The sequence below is a fragment of the Actinoallomurus iriomotensis genome (assembly GCF_030269445.1).
GTDB classification, from domain to species: Bacteria; Actinomycetota; Actinomycetes; order Streptosporangiales; family Streptosporangiaceae; genus Actinoallomurus; species Actinoallomurus iriomotensis.
In genome coordinates this window covers 134,417-155,504 of the sequence record NZ_BSTJ01000005.1, presented here as the reverse complement: position 1 = coordinate 155,504, position 21,088 = coordinate 134,417, and the positions used below count along the sequence as shown (strand labels likewise).

The window sequence follows — 21,088 nt, the reverse complement described above, 5'->3', positions numbered from 1 at the left end:
CGCGCCTGGTGTCGGCCCGTCCGACCGGCGGACGTCCGGAACCGCTTTCTACGGCACGCGCCTCGCATCGAACGCGAACGTCGTACGGCGGCTGACCTGGCAGAACCGGCTTAGCGTACGTTTTCGTTCCGATGTTCCAGTATCACGAGCCGGGAAGGACACGGCCCAAGCGTCGCACGGCCGGTGGGAGGACCGGCACGCGAGACATTGCACGAGTCTTACCCACGCTCCGGGTGGGGCTCAAGGGGAGGCCGGCGGCTCCGATTGTGGTGTGTCGTTGACAATGCGGACGAGGGTTTCAGCTCGTGCCGGTGCCGCAGGGGACGCGGATCCGGGTGCTGGTGGCCGGTGAGTCGCCGACCGGCGAACCCTCGATGTCCAGCGCCACCGCCACGCGGTAGTCGTAGGTGCCGACCCGTCCGACAGGGCAGGGAGCCGACACCGGGCCTTCGGTCTGGTCCTTGGACGGCGTCCACTCGGTCGGCTGTTGACCGGTGTAGCTACGCCAGCCCGACCAGCTGTCACGCTCGATCTGATACAGCTCGCGCATCTTGCCGGGGCGGGGGCCGGAGCAGCGGGTCGCGAATCCCGCCGAGCTGAGCCTGGCGCGGGACGGCCCGCCACTCACGACGATCTCGCCGTCCTCGCGGAGGGCCTTCACATTGGTCGTGCACCACCAGCCCCGCACCGAGACGATTTGCACCTGGTCACAGTCGTTCACGTCCGCGGGAGCCCGGTAGTCGGCGACATTGAGGGCACGAGGGTCGCGAGGAGCGGCATCGACGTCGCCGACCGTCATCTCCACGGAGCCGTCAGGCAACTCCTCGGCCCGCCAGGCCAACTTCGTGGCCGTCGGCGTCGGTCGCGGGCTGGGCACGGCAGTCCTGGACGCACACGCCTGGGGCCTGCTCGGCAGGGCAGGCGAGGCGGGTGACGCCGGTGTGCAGCCTGCAACCGCTACGCACACTCCGCCCAGCACGGGCGACGCGAGCCACCGGAAACGCGGGGTCATCTCGTTCTCCTTCGGACATCCGCAGCCTGGATCAATCAAGATCCTTATCCGATGTTCGCCGAATGCTTCAGGTTCCGTACAGCTCCGACGCCATCTCCCCGGAACAGGGCCTCAAGCTTGTCGATGTGCGACCGACGAAGATCATTTACGTCTGGGCCTGGGTTTTTTGCTTGAGGCGTTCATAGGGGAGCCGTCACGGTGGCCTGATATCGCTGACGCCAGTCCAGCGACTCGATACGCGCAAGAAGCGAGTCGTCTCTTTTCCAGTCAATCTCGCCTCAGTCCTAAGATTCCTGGCACGCAGCTGTACGAGATAATTGACTATTCCCACGTACATGAGCCCTGAGCGATCACGGCCGACCAGCGGATCTGCGTCCGGGGCCAATGTGCGACTCGGGCACGTTATCCGGTACATCATTCTCGCGACGGTGAGCCGATGACCACAGCCGCCGACCGGAAGGTCACGGCGTTGCGCGGCGGCGGCGTCACACTTGCCGATGCGGCTGATGAGTTCCTCTCGACCCACCGGGTCGCCAACCTCAACACTCACCGCGCCTATGCCTCGGCAGTCGACCGGACCATTGCGGCGGTCGGCGGCGGGGCGCGTCGCCTGGCCGACGTCGCCGACTCCGAGATCGGCGACGCCCTCGTCGCACTGTGGGGTGGATGTGCGCCGGCGACCTGGAACCGCAACCGCGCCGCCGTGTCGTCGTGGCTTACCTGGTGTGCCGTGAAGAAGAGGTAGGCCGCGCCGTCCGTCCCGGCCTTCCCGACGGTCACCCCGACGGGCCGGTCCGCACCAGCGGGCCGCTGTTCCTGTCCGACCGCCGACCCGTCCCCGCCCGCCGCCCAGGCCCCGAGCACATCTGCCCGCACACCGGTCGGGCCCGGCTCGGCTACGACCGCGCCCGCGTCCTCCTTGAGCAGTACACCGGCCTCGATCCCCACCAGCTCCGCCATTCGGCGGCCACCCACCTCGGCGAGCAGAACGTGCCGCTCCAGCTCATCATGGCCAAGACCCGGCACAAGAACCCGCGCACCGCGCTGCGCTATACCCGGCCTGGTGGCGAGGCCGTTGCCGAGATCACCAGCATCCTCGCGCCACCCCGCCGGACCCACTAGCAGGCAGCGAACGGGCAACGACACCATGCCGACCACGCCTCAGGTGGTGAGGCCGAGCTGGCGCAGCCGCGCCGGGCGTAGCGGTCGCCAGCCGGCTCCGTCAAGTTCGGCGAGCTCGGCTTCGACATCGACATTGATGACGCCGAAGAAGTTGATGTTGTCGCTGTGCCCGGGTGAGATGTGGGCTAGGACCTCATCAGGCACCTCCCGGCCCTGGGCGCGCAGCTCGATGACCGCACGGGAGTAGTACTCGGTCGTCCAAGCCACCACAGAGTTGGTCAAAACGGTCAGACACCACGCCTGCTCGGTCTGCTGCTCCAGGTGCGGCTTGGTGATCGTGCCCTGCTGGGCGTAGTACAGGTCCCGCCGCAACGCGTGCAGCGACTCGCCCTTGTTCAACTGCCGGGAGATCTTCCGCCGGTACACCGGATCCGACAGGTACTTGGCGGTATGCAGGGTCCTTCTCAGCATCCCCCACTCCTTCAGCGCCGCGGCCAACGTGTTCTGCCGGGACGCGGCCGACCACTTCCCGACGATCAGGGAGGCGGTCGCCTGCCCATACTTCAGCGACCCGGCCATCCGCAGCAGATCCGGCCAGCAGCCAGAGATGAGGTCTTCGTTCCAGCGGGCGCCCAGCAGCGGCCCGGCGTGAGGGTAGAGCTTCCCGATCTCGGTGGGGGTGTCGTCGCGGACGAGCGCGACCCGGGTCAGGTCCCGCATCCTGGGCGTTAACGCCTTGCCGACCAGGTCGAACAGCGCGAAGTCGATGAGCGTGGCGCCGTGGGTGTCTGTCGCGTGCTCGGTGATCGGCAGGTCGGTGGCGTTGCCGAGGAAGTCGTCCAGCGCGTAGTGGTCCTCTCGCGCCGTCGGCACGATGATCTTCGTTCCGTACGTCGACCACTGGTCGGACACGTGGGTGTAGGTCGACAGGCCCTGCCCGCCAGGACATACCACTCGGCTGTCCAGGCGAGCACGTCGTAGGACACCCCGCACGCCTCGGTCATCCGCGACAAGCCCAGGTTCGTGGCCATCGCGATCAGGACCGCGAGGATGTTCCGCTTGGTCTCGGCGGTCTTGGCCAGCTTGCGGCCACCAGCATGAGTGAAGCAGTCCACGAAGTTCGTGCGGGCATCCAACTCGATCGACCACGAGGCGATCGGCGCGAACGGCAGCATCCCGGCCAGCTCGTCCTTGAGCGTCTTGGCCTCGGCCGGGATGTCCTCGGCCGACAGAGGCGGCACCACCAGGTGGTCATCGTCGTCCAGGCGGACGGTGCCAGTGTCGTCCGGCGACGCGTTCGCGAGCGTCCCCTCCAGCTCCTGCAGGGCGGCGTGCAGCTCCTCCTTGCCCTGCTCCAGCGCCTCGGCCGCGGAGGTGGGCTTGCCCACCAACCTGCAATAGTCGTCCTGGCGGGGCGCCCACTGCGCCGACGTGTACAGGTAGGTGGCGGGGGTTGACGAGCATCGGAACGAAATGTCGCGCTAAGTAGGGTGCGGCGTCAGGCATGGATTCGGCAGTTGTTTCAGCACGTGTGACCTGCGGATTTTTACTGGCGGGGAGGTCCGTTCCGGGGTGACGGCGTAACGGTTGGATCTTGGGCGGGGTTTCGCCCGTTGGGTTGGTCCTAGCTTTTGGGGCGGGCGAGATCAAGACGGCGTACGGCCTACGGGACTTCGCCGAGGCGGAGACAGAGTTCACCACGTGGGTGGACGCGCGGGCGTGGAACACCGGGGACGGCGCCCGGCACATCTTCACCGACGGGGGGATGTGGCTGCGGACCGGCAAGGTGCTGCTGCCAGGCGTGACCACGCTGGCACGATTGGTCGCCCGGGTCCGAGACCAGGCGTTGGATCGTCTGCACCAGGCGCTGTTCGGGGTGCTGACGCCGCGGCAGCGGGCGATCTTGGAGTTGCTGCTGGAGGTGCCGGACGGAGCACGGGCCTCGGATCTGGAGCGGTGGCGCAAAGGCCCGTCGGTGGCCTCGGGCAAGAACCTGGAGAAGGCCCTGGTCCGTGCGCAGGAGATCCTCGGGCTGGGGCTGGACGCGGTGAAGCTGCCGCCGGAGGTGCGATACCGGCGGCTGGTGGACCTGGCCCGGTACGGGATGGGGGCGACCGCCACGGCGTTGCGGCGGCACGCCCCTCCCGACAGCTGGCGACGTTGCTGGCCACGGTCGTCTACTTGGAGGGCAAGTCGGTCGATGACTGCCTGGACCTGCTGATGAGCACGGAGCTGATCGGCAAGGCCGAGACCACGGTGGGCAAGGAACGCGCCCGCCAGCACCCGAAGCTGGCGCGGCACTCGGCGACGCTGGCGGCAGCGGTTGAGACATTGCTGGAGGTCACCGAGTACGGCGAGGAACTGAGCCTGGAGCAGGTGTGGGAGTCGATCGACGCAATCGTGCCGCGCCGGGATCTGAAGGCGGCGGTGGCCGCGGTGACCGAGATGGTCCCGCCCCCGGAGGCCGATGACGACGGGCCGATGCGGGCGCTGCTGGCCGAACGGATCGGCACGGTCTCGGGGTTCCTGAAGACCTTGACGGTGGTGATCGAGTTCGGCGCGACCGCCGAGGCGGCGCGGGTGCTGGAGGCCACCCAGACGCTGCCGCGGCTGCTGGATGGCCGCAAGAAAAAGGTCACTCAGGCCGACATCGACCCTGGCTTGGTGGGCGGGTCGTGGAAGCGGCTGGTGTTCCGCGCCGGGCCGCACGGCAGCACTGTGGACAAGAATGCCTACACCATGTGCGTGCTGACCCAGTTCCACCGCCACCTCAAGCGCCGCGACATCTACGCCGAGGCCTCCGCCCGGTGGCGTGACCCGCGCGCTCAACTGCTGGCCGGGGTGGCTTGGGAGGCGGCCAAGGGGCCGGCGCTGACCGACCTGGGCCTGCCCGAAGACCCGTCGTCGCTGCTGGCCGAGCACGCGATGATTCTGCACATGGCGCTGATGGATGTGGCCGGGCAGATCACCGCCGGAGGCGCCGAGGCCAGCGTGGATGACGAGGGTCGGTTGCATGTGGCCAAGCTGCAGGCGTTGCCCGAGCCGCCGTCCCTGATCGATCTGCGTAAACGGGTGGTGGGGATGCTGCCGCTGGTGGACTTGCCGGAACTGCTGCTGGAAACGATGGATCGGGTGCCCGCCTTCACCCGCGCGTTCACCTCCACGGCGGGCGGGACCAGCAAGCTCGCCGATTTCGAGATCTCGGTGGCCGCCTGCTTGACCGCGAGTGCGCTCAACATCGGGTACGCGCCGGTCACCAAGTCCGGCACGGCCGCTCTGGAACGGGCGCGGCTGTCGCACGTGATGCAGAACTACCTGTCGGCCGAGACGTTCGCCGCGGCCAACGCCCCGTTGATCGATACCCAGGCCAAGATCGGGTTCGCTCAGATGCTGGGTGGCGGGCTGGTCGCCGCGATCGACGGGATGCGGTTTGTGGTGCCGGTGCCGTCGATCTACACCCGCCCCAACCGCAAGTACTTCGGCTCCCGTCGCGGCCTGACCTGGCTCAACCTGATCAACGACCAGGGCGCCGGTCTGGGCGCGAAGGTCGTCACCGGCACCGTCCGCGACTCGTTGCACATGATCGACGTGCTGTTTCGCCGCGACGGCGGCCGCCGCCCCGAGGTCATCGTCACCGACACCGGCTCCTACTCCGACGTGGTGTTCGGCCTGGTCCACCTGCTGGGCATGCAGTACCGGCCCGCGCTGGCCGACCTGCCCGACCAAAAAGGCTGGCGGATCCAAGACGCCGACTACGGAACACTGACCCGCTTCGCCCGCGGGAAGATCGACCTGGCCAAAATGAAACGGCACTGGCACGACATCCTGCGCGTGGTCGTGTCGATCTACACCGGCGAAGCTTGGGCACACGACGTGATGCGGATGCTGCAACGCGACGGCAACCCCACCCAGCTGGGGGAGGCGATCGCGCACTACGGCCGGATCTTCAAGACCCTGCACATCCTCACCTACGCCGTCGAGGAGCCCTATCGGCGCGACATCAAAGGCATCCGCAACCTACAAGGATCCCGCCACGCCCTGGCCGGGAGACTCTTCCACGGCCGCAAGGGCGAGATCTACCAGCGCTACTACAAAGGCATGGAAGACCAGCTCAGCACCCTCGGCCTGGTCCTGAACTGCGTCACCTGGTGGAACACCTTCTACATCGACAAAGCCCTGACCCAGCTACACGCCACCGGCTACCCCCTCGCCGGCGAAGACGTCGCCCGCCTGTCTCCGCTCGTCCGCAAACACATCAACGTCATCGGCACCTACACCTTCGCCCCACCCGACCTTGGCCCCACCGGCGTCCGCGACCTACGCGACCCCGATACCGAAGCCGACGACGATCTGCTGTAGATGCTGGCCGCCCCCGGCCCCGCGCCATGCCGCGGAGCGGCCGGTACATCCCCAATTCGGCAACGCACGGCAGATCGTCGTCGCTCTTTTGATCGCAGGGCTATGGGGTCATGTGCGCGACCGCCGCGTCCGCTGGGCCGTCAGGCCGATGACCAGCACGAGGGCTACCTCGACCCCCCAGAAGACGATGGTGGCGGCTGTCGTGCTCGTCGGATACACCTGCGTGATGACCGCGTCAGGGCCGATGGTCGCCGGCACGAAGATCGCGGCGGCCAGCAGCCACCGCAGGTCGCGCGCCGCCGCCGTCGCCCAGATGCCCGCCGATAGCAGGAACAGCGCGATTATCGGCTGCACCGTCCATGTCATCGGTGTGTGGACATGCGCCGCCGCCCACGCGATCACAGGGACGGCGAGCCACACGTACGAGCGCCTGCGGAGACCGCGCGATCGGCGGAGGGCGAGCACGACCGATCCGGCCGCCACCGCGAGATATTGCACGGCAAGGCCTGCGAAAACACCGGGCACCCGTGCGCTGAACACGAAGTCGACCGCCGGGATGGCGACGACGACGGCGATGGGGAGCGCCACCCAGAGCCATCCCCGCACGAGCGCCACGCTCAGCACCACGTAGCCGATCTCCCAGGGGGCTGACGCGATCGACGGGGCGGAGACATAGGCCAGATTGAGGGCGAGATTGGTCAGAGCGATCAACAGGATGCCCAGATGCAGGCCATCGGCCCACCACGCCACCGGATGCTCGGTGGCGGCCCGCATCCGCGCGGTCACGCCACCGCCGATGAGTCCGGCCGCCTCGCGTGGCGAAGGCAGGCGCCGGTCCGCGGATGCCTGCAGCAGCGTACCGATGATCTCCTCGCCGTGCGCCTGCCGGTAGGCGGGCGGGTAGGCCCGCATCAGACGCCGGTAGTGCGATTCGAGGGCGCTCATGAGGTCACCGTTCCGGGCTGTCGTCGGACCACGATCCGAGCCGCTTGTGCCATGCGTTTCGCCTCCTGGGTGACGGCGTCGGCGCCGTCGTCGGTGATGGTGAAGTAGCGGCGAGGCCGTCCATCGACGATCTCCTCCCGGTCTATGGCGATCAGGCCGTTGCTGGCCAGCCTGTCGAGTGCGCCGTAGAGGGTTCCGACTGCCAGGCGGACCTGGCCGCCGGACAGTTCTTCAGCGCGCTTGATGATCGCGTAGCCGTGCAGGGGACCATCCAGAAGCGACGCCAGGATGAAATACGTAGGTTCGCTCATCGGCCGCATGACACGGCAGCATATATCGAGTGACGAAGTATGCGTCAATCGTTCCTTCTGGGATCGGCCACCCTCCTGCCTCTGTTCGGGTCAGTGTCTCTAGAAGGGAAAGGTAGCTCCGCGTGACGATGGTGACTGTGGGTGGTTCGGGGTGGCCCGGTGCAGCCCTAGCGCCGATTCCGGCTCGATGGGCCGACGCCGACGCCCGGTGGTGGTCGCCTTCGCTATGGTCATCTTCAATAAACCATCGTTTATTGAAGATCGCCCGAGAAGGGCCAGACGGCCCGCCAGCCCTTCAAAAACCCCTTCAACAACCTCGCCTGTTCAACAACCGTCCGGGACCGTTTGTTGAGAGAATCGCAGGCGTGACGAGCCCCCTGGAGCTTCCCGCCGACCCGTTCGCCGTCTTCCCCACCCGGCCCACCGAGATCCGTATCGGATACGCGCGGGTGCCCACCGGCGGGCAAAAGCTCGAACGGCAGATTGACGCGCTGACCGCTGCCGGGTGCCGGCGGATCTTCGCCGACAAGAAATCCGGGAAGAACGCCCACCGGCCCGAGTTGAATGCCTGCCACGCCTTCCTCACCGCAGGTGACACCCTCATCGTGCCGTCCCTAGACCGATATGGCCGGTCCTTGCATGACCTGATCACCATGGTCGCCGACCTACGGCAGCGGGAGATCGGATTCACCAGCTTGCACGAGAACCTCGACACCACCACCCCCGGCGGCCGTCTGGTCTTCCACGTCTTCGCCGCACTAGCCGAATTCATCCGCGAGTTGATCGTCGCCGGCACCCGCGAAGGCCTGGCCGCCGCGCGCGCCCGCGGTCGCATCGGCGGGCGCCCCACCGTGGTGAATGAGGACCTGCTGCGCGCCGCCCGCGACATGCTGCCCAACCCGGCCCACTCGATCACCTCGATCGCCAAGCTGCTGGGCGTCTCCCCGGGCACGCTCTACAACCACATCCCTGAGCTGCGCGAGCTACGCGCCACCGGGCAGTCCGAGCAGCTCACCGGCAGCTGACCTGCGCAAACAATGCAGCGAGACGCATTCGAACGAAAAGTCACGCCAAGCACCGCCCGAGGCCTTGCTTAGCGCGACTTTTCGTTCCGATGCTCGTCAACCCCCATGGCCGGGTCGGCGTACCGGCGCGACCCCGGCACCCAGACGTCTCCGGAGCGGAGCCCGTCCCGCAAACACAAGATCACACACAGTTCCCAGTAATGCCGGTAGGCGGTGTCCTCCTCGGACCTGCGAGCCTTGTCCAGGTAGTCGGCGTACTTGGCCGGGACGAACCCGGTCGGCGCATCCGCTGGGACCTTCCGGCCGCCCGTGGCATTCAGCTCCTTGAGGATGGCTGCGGCCTGCATCAGCGCACGGGTGCCCGGCCCGCCCTCAAAGTCGATCGCCGTCAGCACGTTCGGGATGAACTGCCGCAGGTAGGTGTAGGAGGAGTCCAGCTCCGACAGCCGGCCGTGGTCCTTGGGCAGCGGCGTCCAGGTGTCGGCGTTCAGTTCCCGCAGCATCCGCATCCCGACCCGGTTCCGCAAGATGCCGCCGACCTCCTCGTCCGGGATCGAAGGATCGGCCAGGCACCGGAAGGATCACATCCATCAGCAGCTGCCGGACCTCGCCCTTCTTGGCCCGCTCGGCCAGCGCCTCATCGGTTCTGGACTTGGCCCGCGACTCCCGCGCCGACACCGCCTGGTCGAACAACGCCACGACCTCGTCCAGCTGGTCAACGACGGCCTGAGCGACGAACGCCAAAAGGATCGGGAACTTGCGATCCCCGCGCCGCTCCAGACCCTGGTTGGTGGAGCGGCGCGCGACCGTGGCCAGGAACCGGCGCCGCTCGTTCGGCAGCATCGACAGATCCAGCAGGTGGGCGTCGATATTGCGGAACCAGGTCAGCTTCTCGATCGAGGTCTTCACCGCCGACGCCGACGCGTCCTTGGCCAGGCTGTTCAGCCACTCCAACCGGGAAACTCGTCGGCATCCCGCCCGAGGCCCTGTGACACCGGCGCCGTACGAGCCTGACCGGCCCCCAGGGCACGCGCACCGAGGACCTGCCCGGCGGAGGACTCCGCCTGCACGTACGCGCCCCGGCCCCGCCCGGCGCCTGCGCGTCGAGATCGCCCGCCCCCGCCCGTTCTGGATCAGCCAGGACACCCGGCCGCTGCTGCTCGCCGAGGTCGCGCACCGGAACTACGGCGTCAACCACCACCGCCTCGCCCCGCCCGCCCCGATCCTGCCGCCGATCACCGCCGCCCTGGCTCGTACCGCACCGTCCCGGCCGCACCGGTACACCTCCTGGCTCCGGACCACCCCCGGACCGCCGCACACCGGCTGGTGGAGCCTGCTCCCCTGGCGGCCCTCCCCCGACCCACGGCACGCCCCGGCGGTGTGGCGGCACGAGATCGCGGCCGACCACCCCGACGGCTACCTGGACTGGACCGCCGGCCGGCAGGGCGTCCTGCCGCTACGGCCACTGCCCCCACCCGCGGACGGCCGCGTCAAGGCCTACCGCAAGCTCGATCGGTGGCCTGCTCCAGCCGCCTGCGCAGCGCCGCCTCACCGGCTTTGCGCACCGCGATGGCGTCCGGGCGTACGGCGTGTTCTGTGAGTGTCAGTACGCCAGCCGGGCCCCGAGCCGGGCGACGAGTTCATCAGCCATCTGGGACAGATCGTCGATCTTCGTGCACTGCGGACACCTGAGCAGATAGCCTCGAGATCTTATTCTCTCTAAAAGAGAGAGCTAACACTTGGCGGAGGATTTAAGAGTCGTGGAGAAACGGGTGTCGGTGCTGGTCGTGGGGGCGGGACTGGCCGGCCTGGCCAGCGCGATGTTCCTGGCGCAGCGCGGAGTCGACGTGCTGCTGGTCGAGCGGCGCTCAGGAACCTCATTGTTTCCCAGGGCGGTGGGGCAGAACCAGCGCACGATGGAGCTGCTGGGGTTCGGCGGGCTCGCTGGGGACGTGCCGACCCTCACCCCGAGCCTGGCCAAGTTCAGGGTCAGGATTGCGGCCAGTCTGCCTGGGCCGACCTTTCACGAGGAAGTCTCCGAGACCGACACCACGGACCTCAGCGCCCTGTCCCCGGCCAGGCTGGGCACGGCCGGCCAGGACAAGCTGGAGCCGCTGCTGCGTCGGCGCGCCGAGGATCTCGGCGCCGAACTGCGCTTCGACACCGAGCTGGTGTCTTTCAGCCAGGATGACGACGGTGTGATCGCCATGCTCAGCGGGCGCCGCGACGGGCAGATGAGCCAGGTGCGATCGGACTACCTCGTCGCCGCCGATGGCAACCGCAGCGACGTGCGCGAGGCACTCGGCGTCGACCGACACGGTCCCGGCAGCCTCGGGTACAACGTCAGCATCATCTTCGACGCCGACCTCGGTGACCTGGTCGACCCGGAGCCGCCGACACTGCACGTGCTCCACAACGAGCAGGCCAACGGCGTGTTCATCACCGTCGACCATGCGATCGACCGCCACCTGTACAGCGTCGGTTACGACCCGGCCGCCGGACAGTCCCTGGAGGACTTCACCACCGAACGGTGCACCGAGCTGATCCGGCTGATCACCGAGTTGCCAGACCTCCGACCGGAGATCAGGGCCGTGCGACCGTGGGAAATGGCAGCCTCGGTGGCGGACCGGTTCCGGGTGGGACGGGTACTGCTGGCCGGCGACGCCGCCAAGGTCACCCCGCCCAGCGGTGGGTTCGGCGGCAACACCGCGATCGGTGATGCCTACGACCTGGCGTGGAAGCTCGCCGCTGTGCTCGGCTCCACAGCCGGAACCGCGCTCTTGGATACCTATGACGCCGAGCGGCGCCCGGTCGCCGAGCGGGTCGTCGCCGAGGCGTTGCGGCTGGCGGGCAGCCGCGGGCCCGCGGCGGCCACCGAAGACTCCGAGGACCCGGCCGACGAACAGATCTCCGACCAGAAGCGTGCGGTCGAGCTTACGCTCGGGTTCCGCTACCGCTCTGCGTCGATCCTCGCAACGGATGACGATCCCGCGGACACCGAGGATCCGTACCGGCCGACCGGCCGGCCCGGATTCCGGGCACCGCATGTGTGGCTGCGCTGTAACGGCGAAAAACTGTCCACCGTGGACCTCTTTGGCCACGGTTTCGTGCTGTTGTCTGGAGCTGAGGGTGGATTCTGGACCGGCGTTGCCGACGATGTCGCCGCCCGCCTCGGTATCACCGTGCGAACCCACACGATCGGCGACGACCTGGCCGACACTGAGGGCGAGTTCCTTGCCCGGTACGGGATCGGCGCGTCGGGTGTGAGCCTGGTCCGGCCGGATGGCGCCGTCGCCTGGCGCACCGCCGAGGCGCCGAGCGATCCGGCGCAGGTCCTGCTTGGAGCGCTCACAACGGCGTTGGCGAGATAGGCACGCAACGAAATCGCTGACCTGCGGTTAGTTCGCCACTTTGCGGCGATGGCATCGCCCGGGAAATCTCGTCACCCGCTCGACGCGCCTCGGCCCCGCCACCCCGACGGGACGAACTCGCCCAGAAGGTTACATCTCCCCCGGCTAAGGTCGTCAGCATGACTCGATGGATCGAACTCGACGGCGCGGTCAACGTCCGTGACATGGGCGGACTCACCACCACCGACGGCGGCGCACTCCGTACCGGCCGGCTGCTCCGCTCGGACAACCTCCAGGGCCTCACCCCCGCCGACGTCGACCGCCTCGTGACCCACATCGGCGTCCGCCACGTCATCGACCTGCGCAGCGACACCGAAGTCGTGGCCGAAGGCCCCGGCCCGCTCACCCGCGAACCCCGCGTGACGATCCACCACCTGTCCCTGTTCGCCGAAGGCGGCGGCCTCACCGACGTCGAAGCCGACACCGCTCCCACCGTCGACACCGACAAGATCCTCCCCTGGCAGAACCGCCCCGACGAGGACGGCCCCGAGAGCGAACGCAGCGTCAACCACTACCTCGCCTACCTCGCCGACCGTCCCGACTCCGTCGTGGACGCGCTCCGCGTCATGGCCCAGGGACCCTCGATCGTCCACTGCGCCGCCGGCAAGGACCGCACCGGCGTCGTCATCGCCCTCGCCCTGGACGTCCTCGGCGTCCCCCGCGACCACATCGTCGCCGACTACGCCGCGACCGGCGACCGCCTCGAGGCCGTCCTCGGCCGCCTGCGCGGCAGCACGACCTACGCCCAGGACCTCGACTCCCGGCCCGCCGACTCCCACCGGCCGCACGCCGCCACGATGGAGAAGTTCCTCACCATCCTCGACGAACGCCACGGCGGCCCGCTCGGCTGGCTCCACCACCACGGCTGGACCGACGACGACACCGCCGCCCTCCGCGCCGCCCTACGGGCGTGACCACCGGACGCTCGGACACCAGCGGCCTACGACCCGGCCTCGATCGCAGGAGCGCGGGGCGCGGGCGGTCAGGCGCCGATGAACGCCCGGACCGCCTCCTGCGCGGCGTCGCGCATCCGCGCGTGCAACGCGGCGTTCGCCGCCCGGTCCGTACGCGCCTCCACGATCCGCAGCCCCTCACCGGTCATGACCTTCGTCAGGCCGTCCATCGCCTCCAGCCGCGTGTACGGCAGCCCGTGCGCCGCCGCGACCGAGGCCAGATCGACCTGATGCGGTGTGCCGAAGACCCGCTCGAACGGCTCGGGGAACGCCGCCTGCGGCAACAGCGAGAAGATCCCCCCGCCGGCGTTGTTCACCACCACCAGCGCCAGATCCGGACGATGATCCTGCGGCCCGATCACCAGACCGTTCTGGTCGTGCAGGAACGCCAGATCCCCCAGCAGCGCGAACGCCCGGTTGCCGTGCGCCAACGCCGCACCGACCGCCGTCGACACCAGACCGTCGATGCCACTCGCACCCCGGTTCGCCAGGATGCGGATCCCCCGCCGCGGATGCATCGTCTGATCCAGATCCCGGATCGGCATGCTCGCCGCCGCCAGCAACAGCGACCCGCCCGGCATCGCCGACACCAGATCACGCGCCAGCCGCGGCTCCGACAGCTCACCGGACTCATCCAGCACCGCGTCCACCGCGTTCCGCGCCACCAGGTCGGCCGTCCGCCACCCCTTCAGCCACGCGTCGTCGCCCGACACGACCGGGATCTCCGCCTCCTGCGCCACCTGCGTCGCCGACCGCACCGGATCCGGCCACCGCGCCAGCGACGGCGTCACCACCACGTGCTCCTCCGCACGCCGCAGGTACGACAGCAGCGGACGCGACAACCCCGGCTTGCCGAGCGTCACCACCACCTCCGGACGATGCCGCTCGACGAACTCCGGCACCCCCAGCAGGAAGTGATGCGAGGACAGCGCGTGATCGCCGTACCGCGCGTTGCCGTTGGGCTCCGCCAGCACCGGCCAGCCCGCCATCGACGCCGCCGCGACGTACCGCTTGACGTTCACCGCGCCGTCGCCGACCACCAGCACACCCCGCCGCGTCGGCGGCACATGCAGCACCGACCCCGGCGTCGCCGCCCGCACCTTCGTCCACGGCCCCGTCGCGTCACCGTCCAGCGGCTCACACCACGACTCGTCGCCGTCGGGGATCAGCGGCTCACGGAACGCCAGGTTGAGATGCACCGGACCCGGATCCGGCTCCAGCGCCACGTGCCAGGCGCGGCTCGCCAGCGACCGCCAATAGGCGATCATGCCCGGCCGCTCCTCCGGCACGCCGACCTCGCAGTTCCACCGCGTCGCCGAACCGTACAGCTTCACCTGGTCGATCGTCTGGTTCGCGCCCGTCCCCCGCAGCTCCGGCGGCCGGTCCGCGGTCAGCACCAGCAGCGGCACCCCCGACTCGTGCGCCTCCACCACCGCCGGGTGGAAGTTCGCCGCGGCAGTACCCGACGTGCACACCACCGCCACCGGCCGGCCGCTCCGCTTGGCCAGCCCCAGCGCCAGGAACGACGCCGAACGCTCGTCGATCCGCACATGCAGCCGCACCTTCGACTGCTCGAACAGCGCCAGCGCCAGCGCGGCCGACCGCGACCCCGGCGCCAGCACCACATCGGTCAGCCCGCAGCGCGTCAGCTCGTCCACCAGGACGGTCGCCAGGGCGGTCGCCGGGTTCACAGTGCCGCTCCCCGCCGCTCGTCGAGCACCGCACGCGCCTCGTCCGCGCGCCGCCGCCAGCCGTCACCGTCGATCTCGTACCGCGCCAGCATCTCTTCATCGACCCGCGGCCGCCGCACCTCGATCACGCCGTCCACCGCCGCCAGTGGATCGGCGACGACGTCGCCCTCCAGCAGCGACAGGGTGCCCAATCCGCAGGCGTACGGCAGCTCCGGCAGCGCCGCCGCCAGCGCCAGACCCGCCGCGAGCCCCACCGACGTCTCCACCGCGCTGGAGACCACCACCGGCAGGCCGCACGCCTCGGCCACGGCCAGCGCGGCCCGTACCCCGCCCAGCGGCTGCACCTTCAACACCACGATGTCCGCGGCGTCCGCCGCGCGGACCCGCAACGGGTCCTCGGCCCGGCGGATCGACTCATCCGCCGCCACCGGCGTGTCCACCCGCGCCCGTACGGCCGCCAGCTCCTCCAGGGTCGCGCACGGCTGCTCGGCGTACTCCAGCTCACCCAGCGCCCGCAGCATGCGAACAGCCGTGTCGGGATCCCACGCGCCGTTGGCGTCCACCCGCACCCGGCCGCCGGGCCCGAGCGCGTCACGCACCGCCTCGACCCGCGCGATGTCCTCACGCTCGTCCTGCCCGGGCTCGGCCACCTTCACCTTGGCCGTACGGCACCCGGAGGAGCGGACGATCGCGTGCGCGGCCTCCGGGCCGACCGCCGGCACCGTCACGTTGACCGGGATCCGCGTGCGCCGAGGCTCGGGCCAGCCCTCATCGGCCGCCTCGTACGCCGCCGCCAGCCAGCGGGCGCACTCCGCCGGACGGTACTCCGGAAACGGGGAGAACTCTCCCCATCCCGCCCGGCCGCGCACGAGCGCCCCTTCTCTTCGCGTCACGCCGCGGAACCGCGTGCGCATCGGGATGGCGAACACCCGCAATGGCCCGACCCCTCATCCTGTCACTCTCGCGTTCGCCCAACCCTACGACCGCTCGTCCCCGGCACGTACATCGGAGGTCAGTAGTACCAGGGGAAACGAGACCAGTCGGGCTCACGCTTGCCGAGGAAGGCGTCGCGGCCCTCGGCGGCCTCGTCCGTCATGTACGCCAGGCGGGTCGCCTCACCGGCGAAGACCTGCTGTCCCACCAGCCCGTCGTCGATCATGTTGAAGGCGAACTTCAGCATCCGCTGCGCCGTCGGGCTCTTGCCGTTGATCTTGCGGGCCCACTCCAGCGCCGTCCGCTCCAGCTCCGCGTGCGGCACCACGGCGTTGACCATGCCCATGCGGTGCGCCGCCTCGGCGTCATAGGTCTCGCCCAGGAAGAAGATCTCCCGGGCGAACTTCTGGCCCACCTGCCGCGCCAGGTACGCCGACCCGAAGCCGCCGTCGAAGCTCGCCACGTCCGCGTCGGTCTGCTTGAACCGCGCGTGCTCCCGGCTCGCCAGTGTCAGGTCGGCCACCACGTGCAGGCTGTGCCCGCCGCCGGCGGCCCAGCCCGGCACCACGCAGACGACGACCTTGGGCATGAACCGGATCAGCCGCTGCACCTCAAGGATGTGCAGCCGCCCCGACCGCGCCGGATCGATCGTCTCGGCCGTCTCCCCCTCGGCGTACCGGTAGCCGTCCCGGCCACGGATCCGCTGGTCACCGCCCGAACAGAACGCCCACCCGCCGTCCTTCGGCGACGGGCCGTTGCCCGTGAGCAGCACGCACCCGACGTCGCTGGACATCCGCGCGTGATCCAGCGTGCGGTACAGCTCGTCCACGGTGTGAGGACGGAACGCGTTGCGCACCTCGGGCCGGTTGAACGCGATCCGTACGGTGCCGTGATCGACGGCCCGGTGGTAGGTGATGTCGGTGAGGTCGAAGCCCTCCACCGCCTTCCAGGCGTCCGGGTCGAACAGCTCGGAGACCATGCGTGTCCTTTCGTGGCGATCGGCGCCCTGCCATTCAAGCGGTCCGCCGCCTGTGTCGTGGATCGGGGTCTGGTGTTCGTTCGAAAAGGAGGATTTTCAAGCCCGGCGCCTTTACATAGTAAGTTTCATGCGTCCCCGGCGTGCCCGGAGCGGCGGCGCTCGATAGCCTGAACGGCGCCATGAGCCGACCCCTCCACGCCGTGATCCTCCCGCCGGGACCCGCCATCGCCCAGCGGCTCGAAGCCGCCCTCGACGGCAGCGGCCCCGCGATCTGTCCCCTCTCCCCCGCGCTGCCCGACCCCGCGCTGCGCTCGATCCTGGACGCGCTCTCCCCCGCCGCGGTCGAGACCCCCGACGGCATCGCGGGCCGCGACGGCGGGCAGCCCACCGACGCGGCCGTCCTCATCGCGACCTCCGGCTCCACCGGCCGACCCAAGATCGTCGAGCTGTCCGCCGAGGCGATGACCCGCTCGGCCACCGCGACGCTCGACCGGATCGGCGCCGCCCCCGGCGACCGCTGGCTGTGCTGCCTGCCCACCGACCACATCGCCGGCGTCCAGGTGCTGACCCGCTCCATCGTCACGGGCACCACCCCGATCGTGCACGAGCGGTTCTCCCCCGCCGACGCGGTGGCCAGCGGTGCCCAGCACATCTCGGTGGTGCCGACCCAGCTGCGCCGCATGCTCGACCACGACCTGTCGGTGTTCTCCTCGATCCTGCTCGGCGGGGCCGCCACTCCCCCCGATCTCCTGGCGGCCGCCCGCGCGGCCGGCGGCCGGGTCCTGACCACCTACGGCATGAGCGAGACCTGCGGCGGCTGCGTCTACGACGGCGTGCCGCTCGACGGCGTCTCGGCGGCCGTCGGCGACGACGGGCGGATCCGCCTCGCCGGCCCGGTCCTGTTCGACGGCTACCGGCTGCGGCCCGACCTGACCGCCGCGGTCCTGGACGGGGACTGGTTCGTCACCAGCGACCTCGGTGTGATCGAGAACGGGGAGCTGCGCGTACGCGGCCGCGCCGACGACGTCATCATCACCGGCGGCGAGAAGGTCGTCGCCGGCGAGGTCGAGCACCTCCTGCGCACCCACCCCGGCGTCGAGGACGTCGTCGTGGTCGGCCGGCCCGACCCCGAATGGGGCGAGCGGGTCACCGCCGTCGTCGTCGGATCCGCCACCCTGGAGCAGCTGCGCGACCACGTCCGTGCGACCCTGCCCGCGCACGCCGCGCCGCGCGCCGTCGAGCTGGTCCCCGAGATTCCGCTGCTGGCGTCGGGGAAGCCGGATCGGGTACGCCTGCGCCGCCCGCTCTGAGAGAATCGCTGCCCGTGGTCGTACCCCGCGTACTCGCTCTGGTGGCGCTTGTCGCGCTCGCCGGATGCTCGACCGGAGGACACTCCGGAAAGCGACAGCAGCCCTCCGGCCCTCCGCTGGTGATCCCCAAACCGGCCCGGACGCCGACCGGCCCGCCGCGCCCGGCCCTCGCCGGCGCCGTCTGCGGCAGGGTCGACGCGCTCGGCGGGTATCCGGCCCGGGTCGTCGTCGTGAAGGGACGCACGACCTGCGTCACGGCGCTGCGGGTGTTCCGTAAGTACTACGACCCCACCACTCCGGCCGAGGGCAGCGCCGGTCTGGCCGTGATCGACCGCTGGACCTGCTCGACCCGCCTGAGGGTCGCCACCTGCACGCTGAGGGCCACGACGATCCAGGCGCGCGGCTGACCATGGGGCTCCCGGGGCCGCCGCGTCCCATAGTGTTACTTGTCACACGGAGCGGCCGCCGGATCGGCGTGACCAGTGCGGCTGGAGTCCGCCTCGGAAGGGGCGTACCGTGGTCCGACCGGCCCGAACGGCCGCGGAGACGACGCCCGCGAGCGTCAGGCTTTACGGTGGAGCCCACCCCGGGCAGGTGAAAGTTTCCGCCCTGCGGGAACAACCCAGACACAACTGCGCGTTTCGGATAGTGCGCGCATATGCCAGAGACGCACGTCCCATGCCGCCAAGATACGTACGAAGGGAGGGAGGTGTCCTCATGCCGCGAACCGCTGCTACCGCCGCGCACGCAGCGCCGACCACGACGCCTCTCGAGGAGCTTCTCGACCGTGGCCGTTCTCAGGGGCACCTCTCGCTTGACGAGGTGCGGAACGCCTTTCAGGAAGCCGGTATCACCCCCGCGCAGGGCCGTTCCATCATCCGTGAGCTGACCGACGCCGGAGTGCGACTGGCCAGTCAGGACAAGGCCGCCGGTGAGCCGAAGACTTCGTCCACCAAGAAAAAGGGTACGGGCGCTGTCAAGAAGGCCCCGCCGGCCAAGCCCGCCCGCGCCACGGCGAAGCCGAAGGCGAAGGCGACCCGGACCAAGACGACCCGGACCGCCCGCTCGGCCAAGGCCAAGAACACCGAGGTCACCGAGCCCGTCGAGCAGGAGCACGGCCCGGCCGAGGAGGTCCTGGCCGCCGACGCTCCCGTCGAGACGCCGGTCACCACCGCCGAGACGGACGACTTCGAGGTGGACGCCCCGACCGACCTGGACGACCAGTCCTCGGTCATGGGCGACTCGGTGCACACCTACCTCAAGGCGATCGGCCGCCGGCAGCTGCTGACCGCCGCCCAGGAGGTCGACCTCGCCAAGCGCATCGAGGCCGGGCTCTACGCCGAGCACAAGCTGGAGAGCGGCGCCAAGCTGTCCGCACGGGCCCGCGAAGAGCTGCGGCTCGTCGCCGAGGACGGCCAGCGGGCCAAGGCCCACATGCTGGAGGCCAACCTGCGGCTCGTGGTGTCGGTCGCCAAGAAGTACGCCGACCGCGGCCTGTCGCTGCTCGACGTCGTGCAGGAGGGCAACCTCGGCCTGATCCGCGCCGTCGAGAAGTTCGACTACACCAAGGGCTACAAGTTCTCCACGTACGCCATGTGGTGGATCCGGCAGGCCATCCAGCGCGGCTTCGCCGACTCGGCCCGTACGATCCGGCTGCCCGTGCACGTCCTGGAGATGCTGAGCAAGCTGAGCCGGGTCGAGCGCGAGATGCACCAGCGTCTCGGCCGCGAGCCCACTCCGGAGGAGCTGGCCGTGGAGCTCGACAAGAGCCCCGCCCAGGTCCAGGAGCTGCTCCGCACCAGCCGCCAGCCGATCAGCCTGGACTCCACGATCGGCGAGGACGGCGAGACCCGCATCGGCGACCTCATCGAGGACACCGACACTCCCGAGGCCTCCGAACTGGTCGACCGCCAGCTCATGGCCGACCAGCTGCGGCGCGCCCTCGGCGTGCTGTCGGCCCGCGAGGAGAAGATCATGGCGATGCGCTTCGGCCTGTACGACGGAACGCCGCGCACGCTGGACGAGATCGGCAAGCACCTCGGCCTGACCCGCGAGCGGATCCGTCAGCTGGAGAAGGAGTCGCTGTCGAAGCTGCGGCACCCGAGCAACGCCCGGCCGCTGCTCGACTTCGCCAGCTGAGCACCGCACCGTCAAGGACCCCGCCCGACCGGCGGGGTCCTTTCTTTTCGCCGGATGTCACAGAGCGGCGCGCTGCCTCGTCTCCGTTTGCGAAGACGGGTGCCGAGCAGAACGCACCCTCCCATGACGAGGAGCGGGATATGAGCGCACAGCAGAAGGTCGCGCTGGTCACCGGGGCGAACAAGGGAATCGGCCGGGCGGCCGCCGAACAACTCGCCGCGCTGGGCATGACGGTGCTGATCGGCGCCAGAGATCCACAGCGCGGTGAGGAGGCCGCCGCGGCGCTGCGCGAGGCCGGCGGCGACGTGCACGCGGTCACCCTGGACGTCACCGACCCGGCCACCGTGCAGGCGGCCGCCGAACTGGTCGAGGAGCGCTTCGGCCACCTCGACGTACTGATCAACAACGCTGGCATCAGCGGCTCCGGGCGGGTCGACCCCGCCGACGCCCGCGACCAGATCCCCAGCTCCGTCGACCTGGACATGGTGCGGACGGTGTTCGAGACCAACGTGTTCGGGGTGATCACGGTGACCAACGCCATGCTGCCGCTGCTGCGGCGCTCAGCGGCACCGCGCATCGTCAACGTCAGCAGCCACGCCTCGTCGCTGACCATCAACAGCGACCCGGACGGCCCCTTCACGGCGCTGCTCCCCTCGGCCGCGTACACGCCCTCCAAGACGGCGCTGACCGCCCTGACCGTGCAGTACGCCAATGAGCTGCGGAAGGACGGATTCCTCGTCAACGCCGTCGCGCCCGGCTACGTCGCCACGGACGCCAACAACCACACCGGCCACCTCACCCCCGCCGAGGGCGCCGCGGTCCTGGTACGCCTGGCCACCCTCGGCCCGGACGGCCCGACCGCCGGCTTCTTCAGCGAGGACGGCCCGGTGCCGTGGTAG

At 69.7% G+C, this 21,088-nt stretch carries 21 protein-coding genes and 1 pseudogene; 12 read left to right on the top strand and 10 right to left on the bottom strand.

From position 1 onward, the window contains the following. Positions 1–298 precede the first annotated feature (298 nt). On the bottom strand, positions 299–877 hold the full coding sequence (locus tag QSK37_RS21515; protein ID WP_285623920.1) for a hypothetical protein: 579 nt from the start codon (positions 875–877) through the stop codon (positions 299–301). 571 nt (positions 878–1,448) lie between these two features. Here QSK37_RS21515 and QSK37_RS21510 point away from each other — a divergent pair. Together QSK37_RS21510 and QSK37_RS21505 are read left to right on the top strand one after the other, a co-directional pair. Further along, positions 1,449–1,757 carry a hypothetical protein gene (locus QSK37_RS21510; RefSeq protein WP_285623918.1) on the top strand — a complete coding sequence of 103 codons (309 nt, stop codon included), beginning with the start codon at positions 1,449–1,451 and terminating at the stop codon, positions 1,755–1,757. After that, entirely contained in the window at positions 1,724–2,134 is a 411-nt protein-coding gene (locus QSK37_RS21505) for a tyrosine-type recombinase/integrase (protein WP_285623916.1), read from the top strand. The genes QSK37_RS21510 and QSK37_RS21505 overlap by 34 nt, the downstream gene beginning before the upstream one ends. 39 nt (positions 2,135–2,173) lie before the next feature. Here the strand turns inward: QSK37_RS21505 and QSK37_RS21500 are convergent, their stop codons facing one another. Both QSK37_RS21500 and QSK37_RS21495 read right to left on the bottom strand, forming a co-directional pair. Continuing rightward, entirely contained in the window at positions 2,174–3,046 is an 873-nt protein-coding gene (locus tag QSK37_RS21500; protein WP_285623913.1) for a Tn3 family transposase, read from the bottom strand. Positions 3,047–3,090: 44 nt separating this feature from the next. Continuing rightward, positions 3,091–3,309 (bottom strand): annotated as a pseudogene (locus tag QSK37_RS21495) (Tn3 family transposase); the annotation flags it as partial. Between the two features lie 443 nt (positions 3,310–3,752). Here QSK37_RS21495 and QSK37_RS21490 point away from each other — a divergent pair. Together QSK37_RS21490 and QSK37_RS21485 are read left to right on the top strand one after the other, a co-directional pair. Continuing rightward, the gene (locus QSK37_RS21490; protein ID WP_285623909.1) at positions 3,753–4,355 is read left to right on the top strand and encodes a DUF4158 domain-containing protein; all 603 of its coding nucleotides are present in this window, start codon (positions 3,753–3,755) and stop codon (positions 4,353–4,355) included. Continuing rightward, complete coding sequence (locus QSK37_RS21485) at positions 4,316–6,493, top strand: Tn3 family transposase (RefSeq protein WP_285623907.1); 2,178 nt, start codon at positions 4,316–4,318, stop codon at positions 6,491–6,493. Before QSK37_RS21490 ends, QSK37_RS21485 begins: the two co-directional genes overlap by 40 nt. A gap of 108 nt (positions 6,494–6,601) precedes the next feature. Here QSK37_RS21485 and QSK37_RS21480 read toward each other — a convergent pair whose 3' ends face one another. Together QSK37_RS21480 and QSK37_RS21475 are read right to left on the bottom strand one after the other, a co-directional pair. Further along, positions 6,602–7,438 (bottom strand): hypothetical protein, encoded by an 837-nt coding sequence (locus QSK37_RS21480; protein WP_285623905.1) that lies wholly within the window; start codon positions 7,436–7,438, stop codon positions 6,602–6,604. Beyond that, a complete protein-coding gene (locus QSK37_RS21475) occupies positions 7,435–7,749 on the bottom strand; it encodes a PadR family transcriptional regulator (RefSeq protein ID WP_285623848.1) in 315 nt (104 codons plus the stop codon). The genes QSK37_RS21480 and QSK37_RS21475 overlap by 4 nt, the downstream gene beginning before the upstream one ends. A 254-nt stretch (positions 7,750–8,003) precedes the next feature. Between QSK37_RS21475 and QSK37_RS21470 the strand changes: the two genes are divergently transcribed. Then, positions 8,004–8,774: a recombinase family protein gene (locus tag QSK37_RS21470; RefSeq protein WP_285623845.1), complete on the top strand. Its 771-nt coding sequence runs from the start codon at positions 8,004–8,006 to the stop codon at positions 8,772–8,774. Between the two features lie 68 nt (positions 8,775–8,842). Here the strand turns inward: QSK37_RS21470 and QSK37_RS21465 are convergent, their stop codons facing one another. Together QSK37_RS21465 and QSK37_RS21460 are read right to left on the bottom strand one after the other, a co-directional pair. Beyond that, complete coding sequence (locus QSK37_RS21465; RefSeq protein WP_285623842.1) at positions 8,843–9,169, bottom strand: hypothetical protein; 327 nt, start codon at positions 9,167–9,169, stop codon at positions 8,843–8,845. Then, entirely contained in the window at positions 9,147–9,728 is a 582-nt protein-coding gene (locus QSK37_RS21460) for a hypothetical protein (protein WP_285623839.1), read from the bottom strand. The genes QSK37_RS21465 and QSK37_RS21460 overlap by 23 nt, the downstream gene beginning before the upstream one ends. A 34-nt stretch (positions 9,729–9,762) precedes the next feature. Here QSK37_RS21460 and QSK37_RS21455 point away from each other — a divergent pair, with 34 nt between their 5' ends. The 3 genes from QSK37_RS21455 to QSK37_RS21445 all read left to right on the top strand — a co-directional run bounded on the left by QSK37_RS21455 (position 9,763) and on the right by QSK37_RS21445 (position 13,098). Continuing rightward, complete coding sequence (locus QSK37_RS21455; RefSeq protein ID WP_285623837.1) at positions 9,763–10,374, top strand: hypothetical protein; 612 nt, start codon at positions 9,763–9,765, stop codon at positions 10,372–10,374. A gap of 160 nt (positions 10,375–10,534) precedes the next feature. Continuing rightward, positions 10,535–12,145: an aklavinone 12-hydroxylase RdmE gene (gene rdmE, locus QSK37_RS21450; RefSeq protein WP_285623834.1), complete on the top strand. Its 1,611-nt coding sequence runs from the start codon at positions 10,535–10,537 to the stop codon at positions 12,143–12,145. A 158-nt stretch (positions 12,146–12,303) separates the two neighbouring features. Next, on the top strand, positions 12,304–13,098 hold the full coding sequence (locus QSK37_RS21445) for a tyrosine-protein phosphatase (protein WP_285623831.1): 795 nt from the start codon (positions 12,304–12,306) through the stop codon (positions 13,096–13,098). A gap of 68 nt (positions 13,099–13,166) precedes the next feature. Here the strand turns inward: QSK37_RS21445 and menD are convergent, their stop codons facing one another. The 3 genes from menD to QSK37_RS21430 form a co-directional block, all read right to left on the bottom strand. Next, entirely contained in the window at positions 13,167–14,828 is a 1,662-nt protein-coding gene (gene menD, locus QSK37_RS21440) for a 2-succinyl-5-enolpyruvyl-6-hydroxy-3-cyclohexene-1-carboxylic-acid synthase (protein ID WP_285623828.1), read from the bottom strand. Then, entirely contained in the window at positions 14,825–15,763 is a 939-nt protein-coding gene (locus tag QSK37_RS21435) for an o-succinylbenzoate synthase (protein ID WP_285623825.1), read from the bottom strand. Before QSK37_RS21435 ends, menD begins: the two co-directional genes overlap by 4 nt. A gap of 77 nt (positions 15,764–15,840) precedes the next feature. Beyond that, the gene (locus QSK37_RS21430) at positions 15,841–16,740 is read right to left on the bottom strand and encodes a 1,4-dihydroxy-2-naphthoyl-CoA synthase (protein WP_285623822.1); all 900 of its coding nucleotides are present in this window, start codon (positions 16,738–16,740) and stop codon (positions 15,841–15,843) included. Positions 16,741–16,919: 179 nt separating this feature from the next. Here QSK37_RS21430 and QSK37_RS21425 point away from each other — a divergent pair, with 179 nt between their 5' ends. The 4 genes from QSK37_RS21425 to QSK37_RS21410 all read left to right on the top strand — a co-directional run bounded on the left by QSK37_RS21425 (position 16,920) and on the right by QSK37_RS21410 (position 21,088). Beyond that, positions 16,920–18,050 carry an AMP-binding protein gene (locus tag QSK37_RS21425; protein ID WP_285623819.1) on the top strand — a complete coding sequence of 377 codons (1,131 nt, stop codon included), beginning with the start codon at positions 16,920–16,922 and terminating at the stop codon, positions 18,048–18,050. A 14-nt stretch (positions 18,051–18,064) separates the two neighbouring features. Continuing rightward, entirely contained in the window at positions 18,065–18,457 is a 393-nt protein-coding gene (locus tag QSK37_RS21420; RefSeq protein ID WP_285623816.1) for a hypothetical protein, read from the top strand. Between the two features lie 310 nt (positions 18,458–18,767). Further along, positions 18,768–20,189: an RNA polymerase sigma factor gene (locus QSK37_RS21415; RefSeq protein ID WP_285623812.1), complete on the top strand. Its 1,422-nt coding sequence runs from the start codon at positions 18,768–18,770 to the stop codon at positions 20,187–20,189. Positions 20,190–20,329: 140 nt separating this feature from the next. After that, positions 20,330–21,088, top strand: coding sequence for an SDR family oxidoreductase (locus QSK37_RS21410; RefSeq protein WP_285623809.1), 759 nt, complete (start codon positions 20,330–20,332; stop codon positions 21,086–21,088).

What these genes read in the sequence shown, in the direction of transcription:
- QSK37_RS21510 (WP_285623918.1), top strand. Translation starts at nt 1,449, where the DNA reads ATGACCACAGCCGCCGACCGGAAGGTCACGGCGTTGCGCGGCGGCGGC.
- QSK37_RS21480 (WP_285623905.1), bottom strand. Translation starts at nt 7,438, where the DNA reads ATGAGCGCCCTCGAATCGCACTACCGGCGTCTGATGCGGGCCTACCCG.
- QSK37_RS21475 (WP_285623848.1), bottom strand. Translation starts at nt 7,749, where the DNA reads ATGAGCGAACCTACGTATTTCATCCTGGCGTCGCTTCTGGATGGTCCC.
- QSK37_RS21445 (WP_285623831.1), top strand. Translation starts at nt 12,304, where the DNA reads ATGACTCGATGGATCGAACTCGACGGCGCGGTCAACGTCCGTGACATG.
- QSK37_RS21430 (WP_285623822.1), bottom strand. Translation starts at nt 16,740, where the DNA reads ATGGTCTCCGAGCTGTTCGACCCGGACGCCTGGAAGGCGGTGGAGGGC.
- QSK37_RS21425 (WP_285623819.1), top strand. Translation starts at nt 16,920, where the DNA reads ATGAGCCGACCCCTCCACGCCGTGATCCTCCCGCCGGGACCCGCCATC.
- QSK37_RS21415 (WP_285623812.1), top strand. Translation starts at nt 18,768, where the DNA reads ATGCCGCGAACCGCTGCTACCGCCGCGCACGCAGCGCCGACCACGACG.
- QSK37_RS21410 (WP_285623809.1), top strand. Translation starts at nt 20,330, where the DNA reads ATGAGCGCACAGCAGAAGGTCGCGCTGGTCACCGGGGCGAACAAGGGA.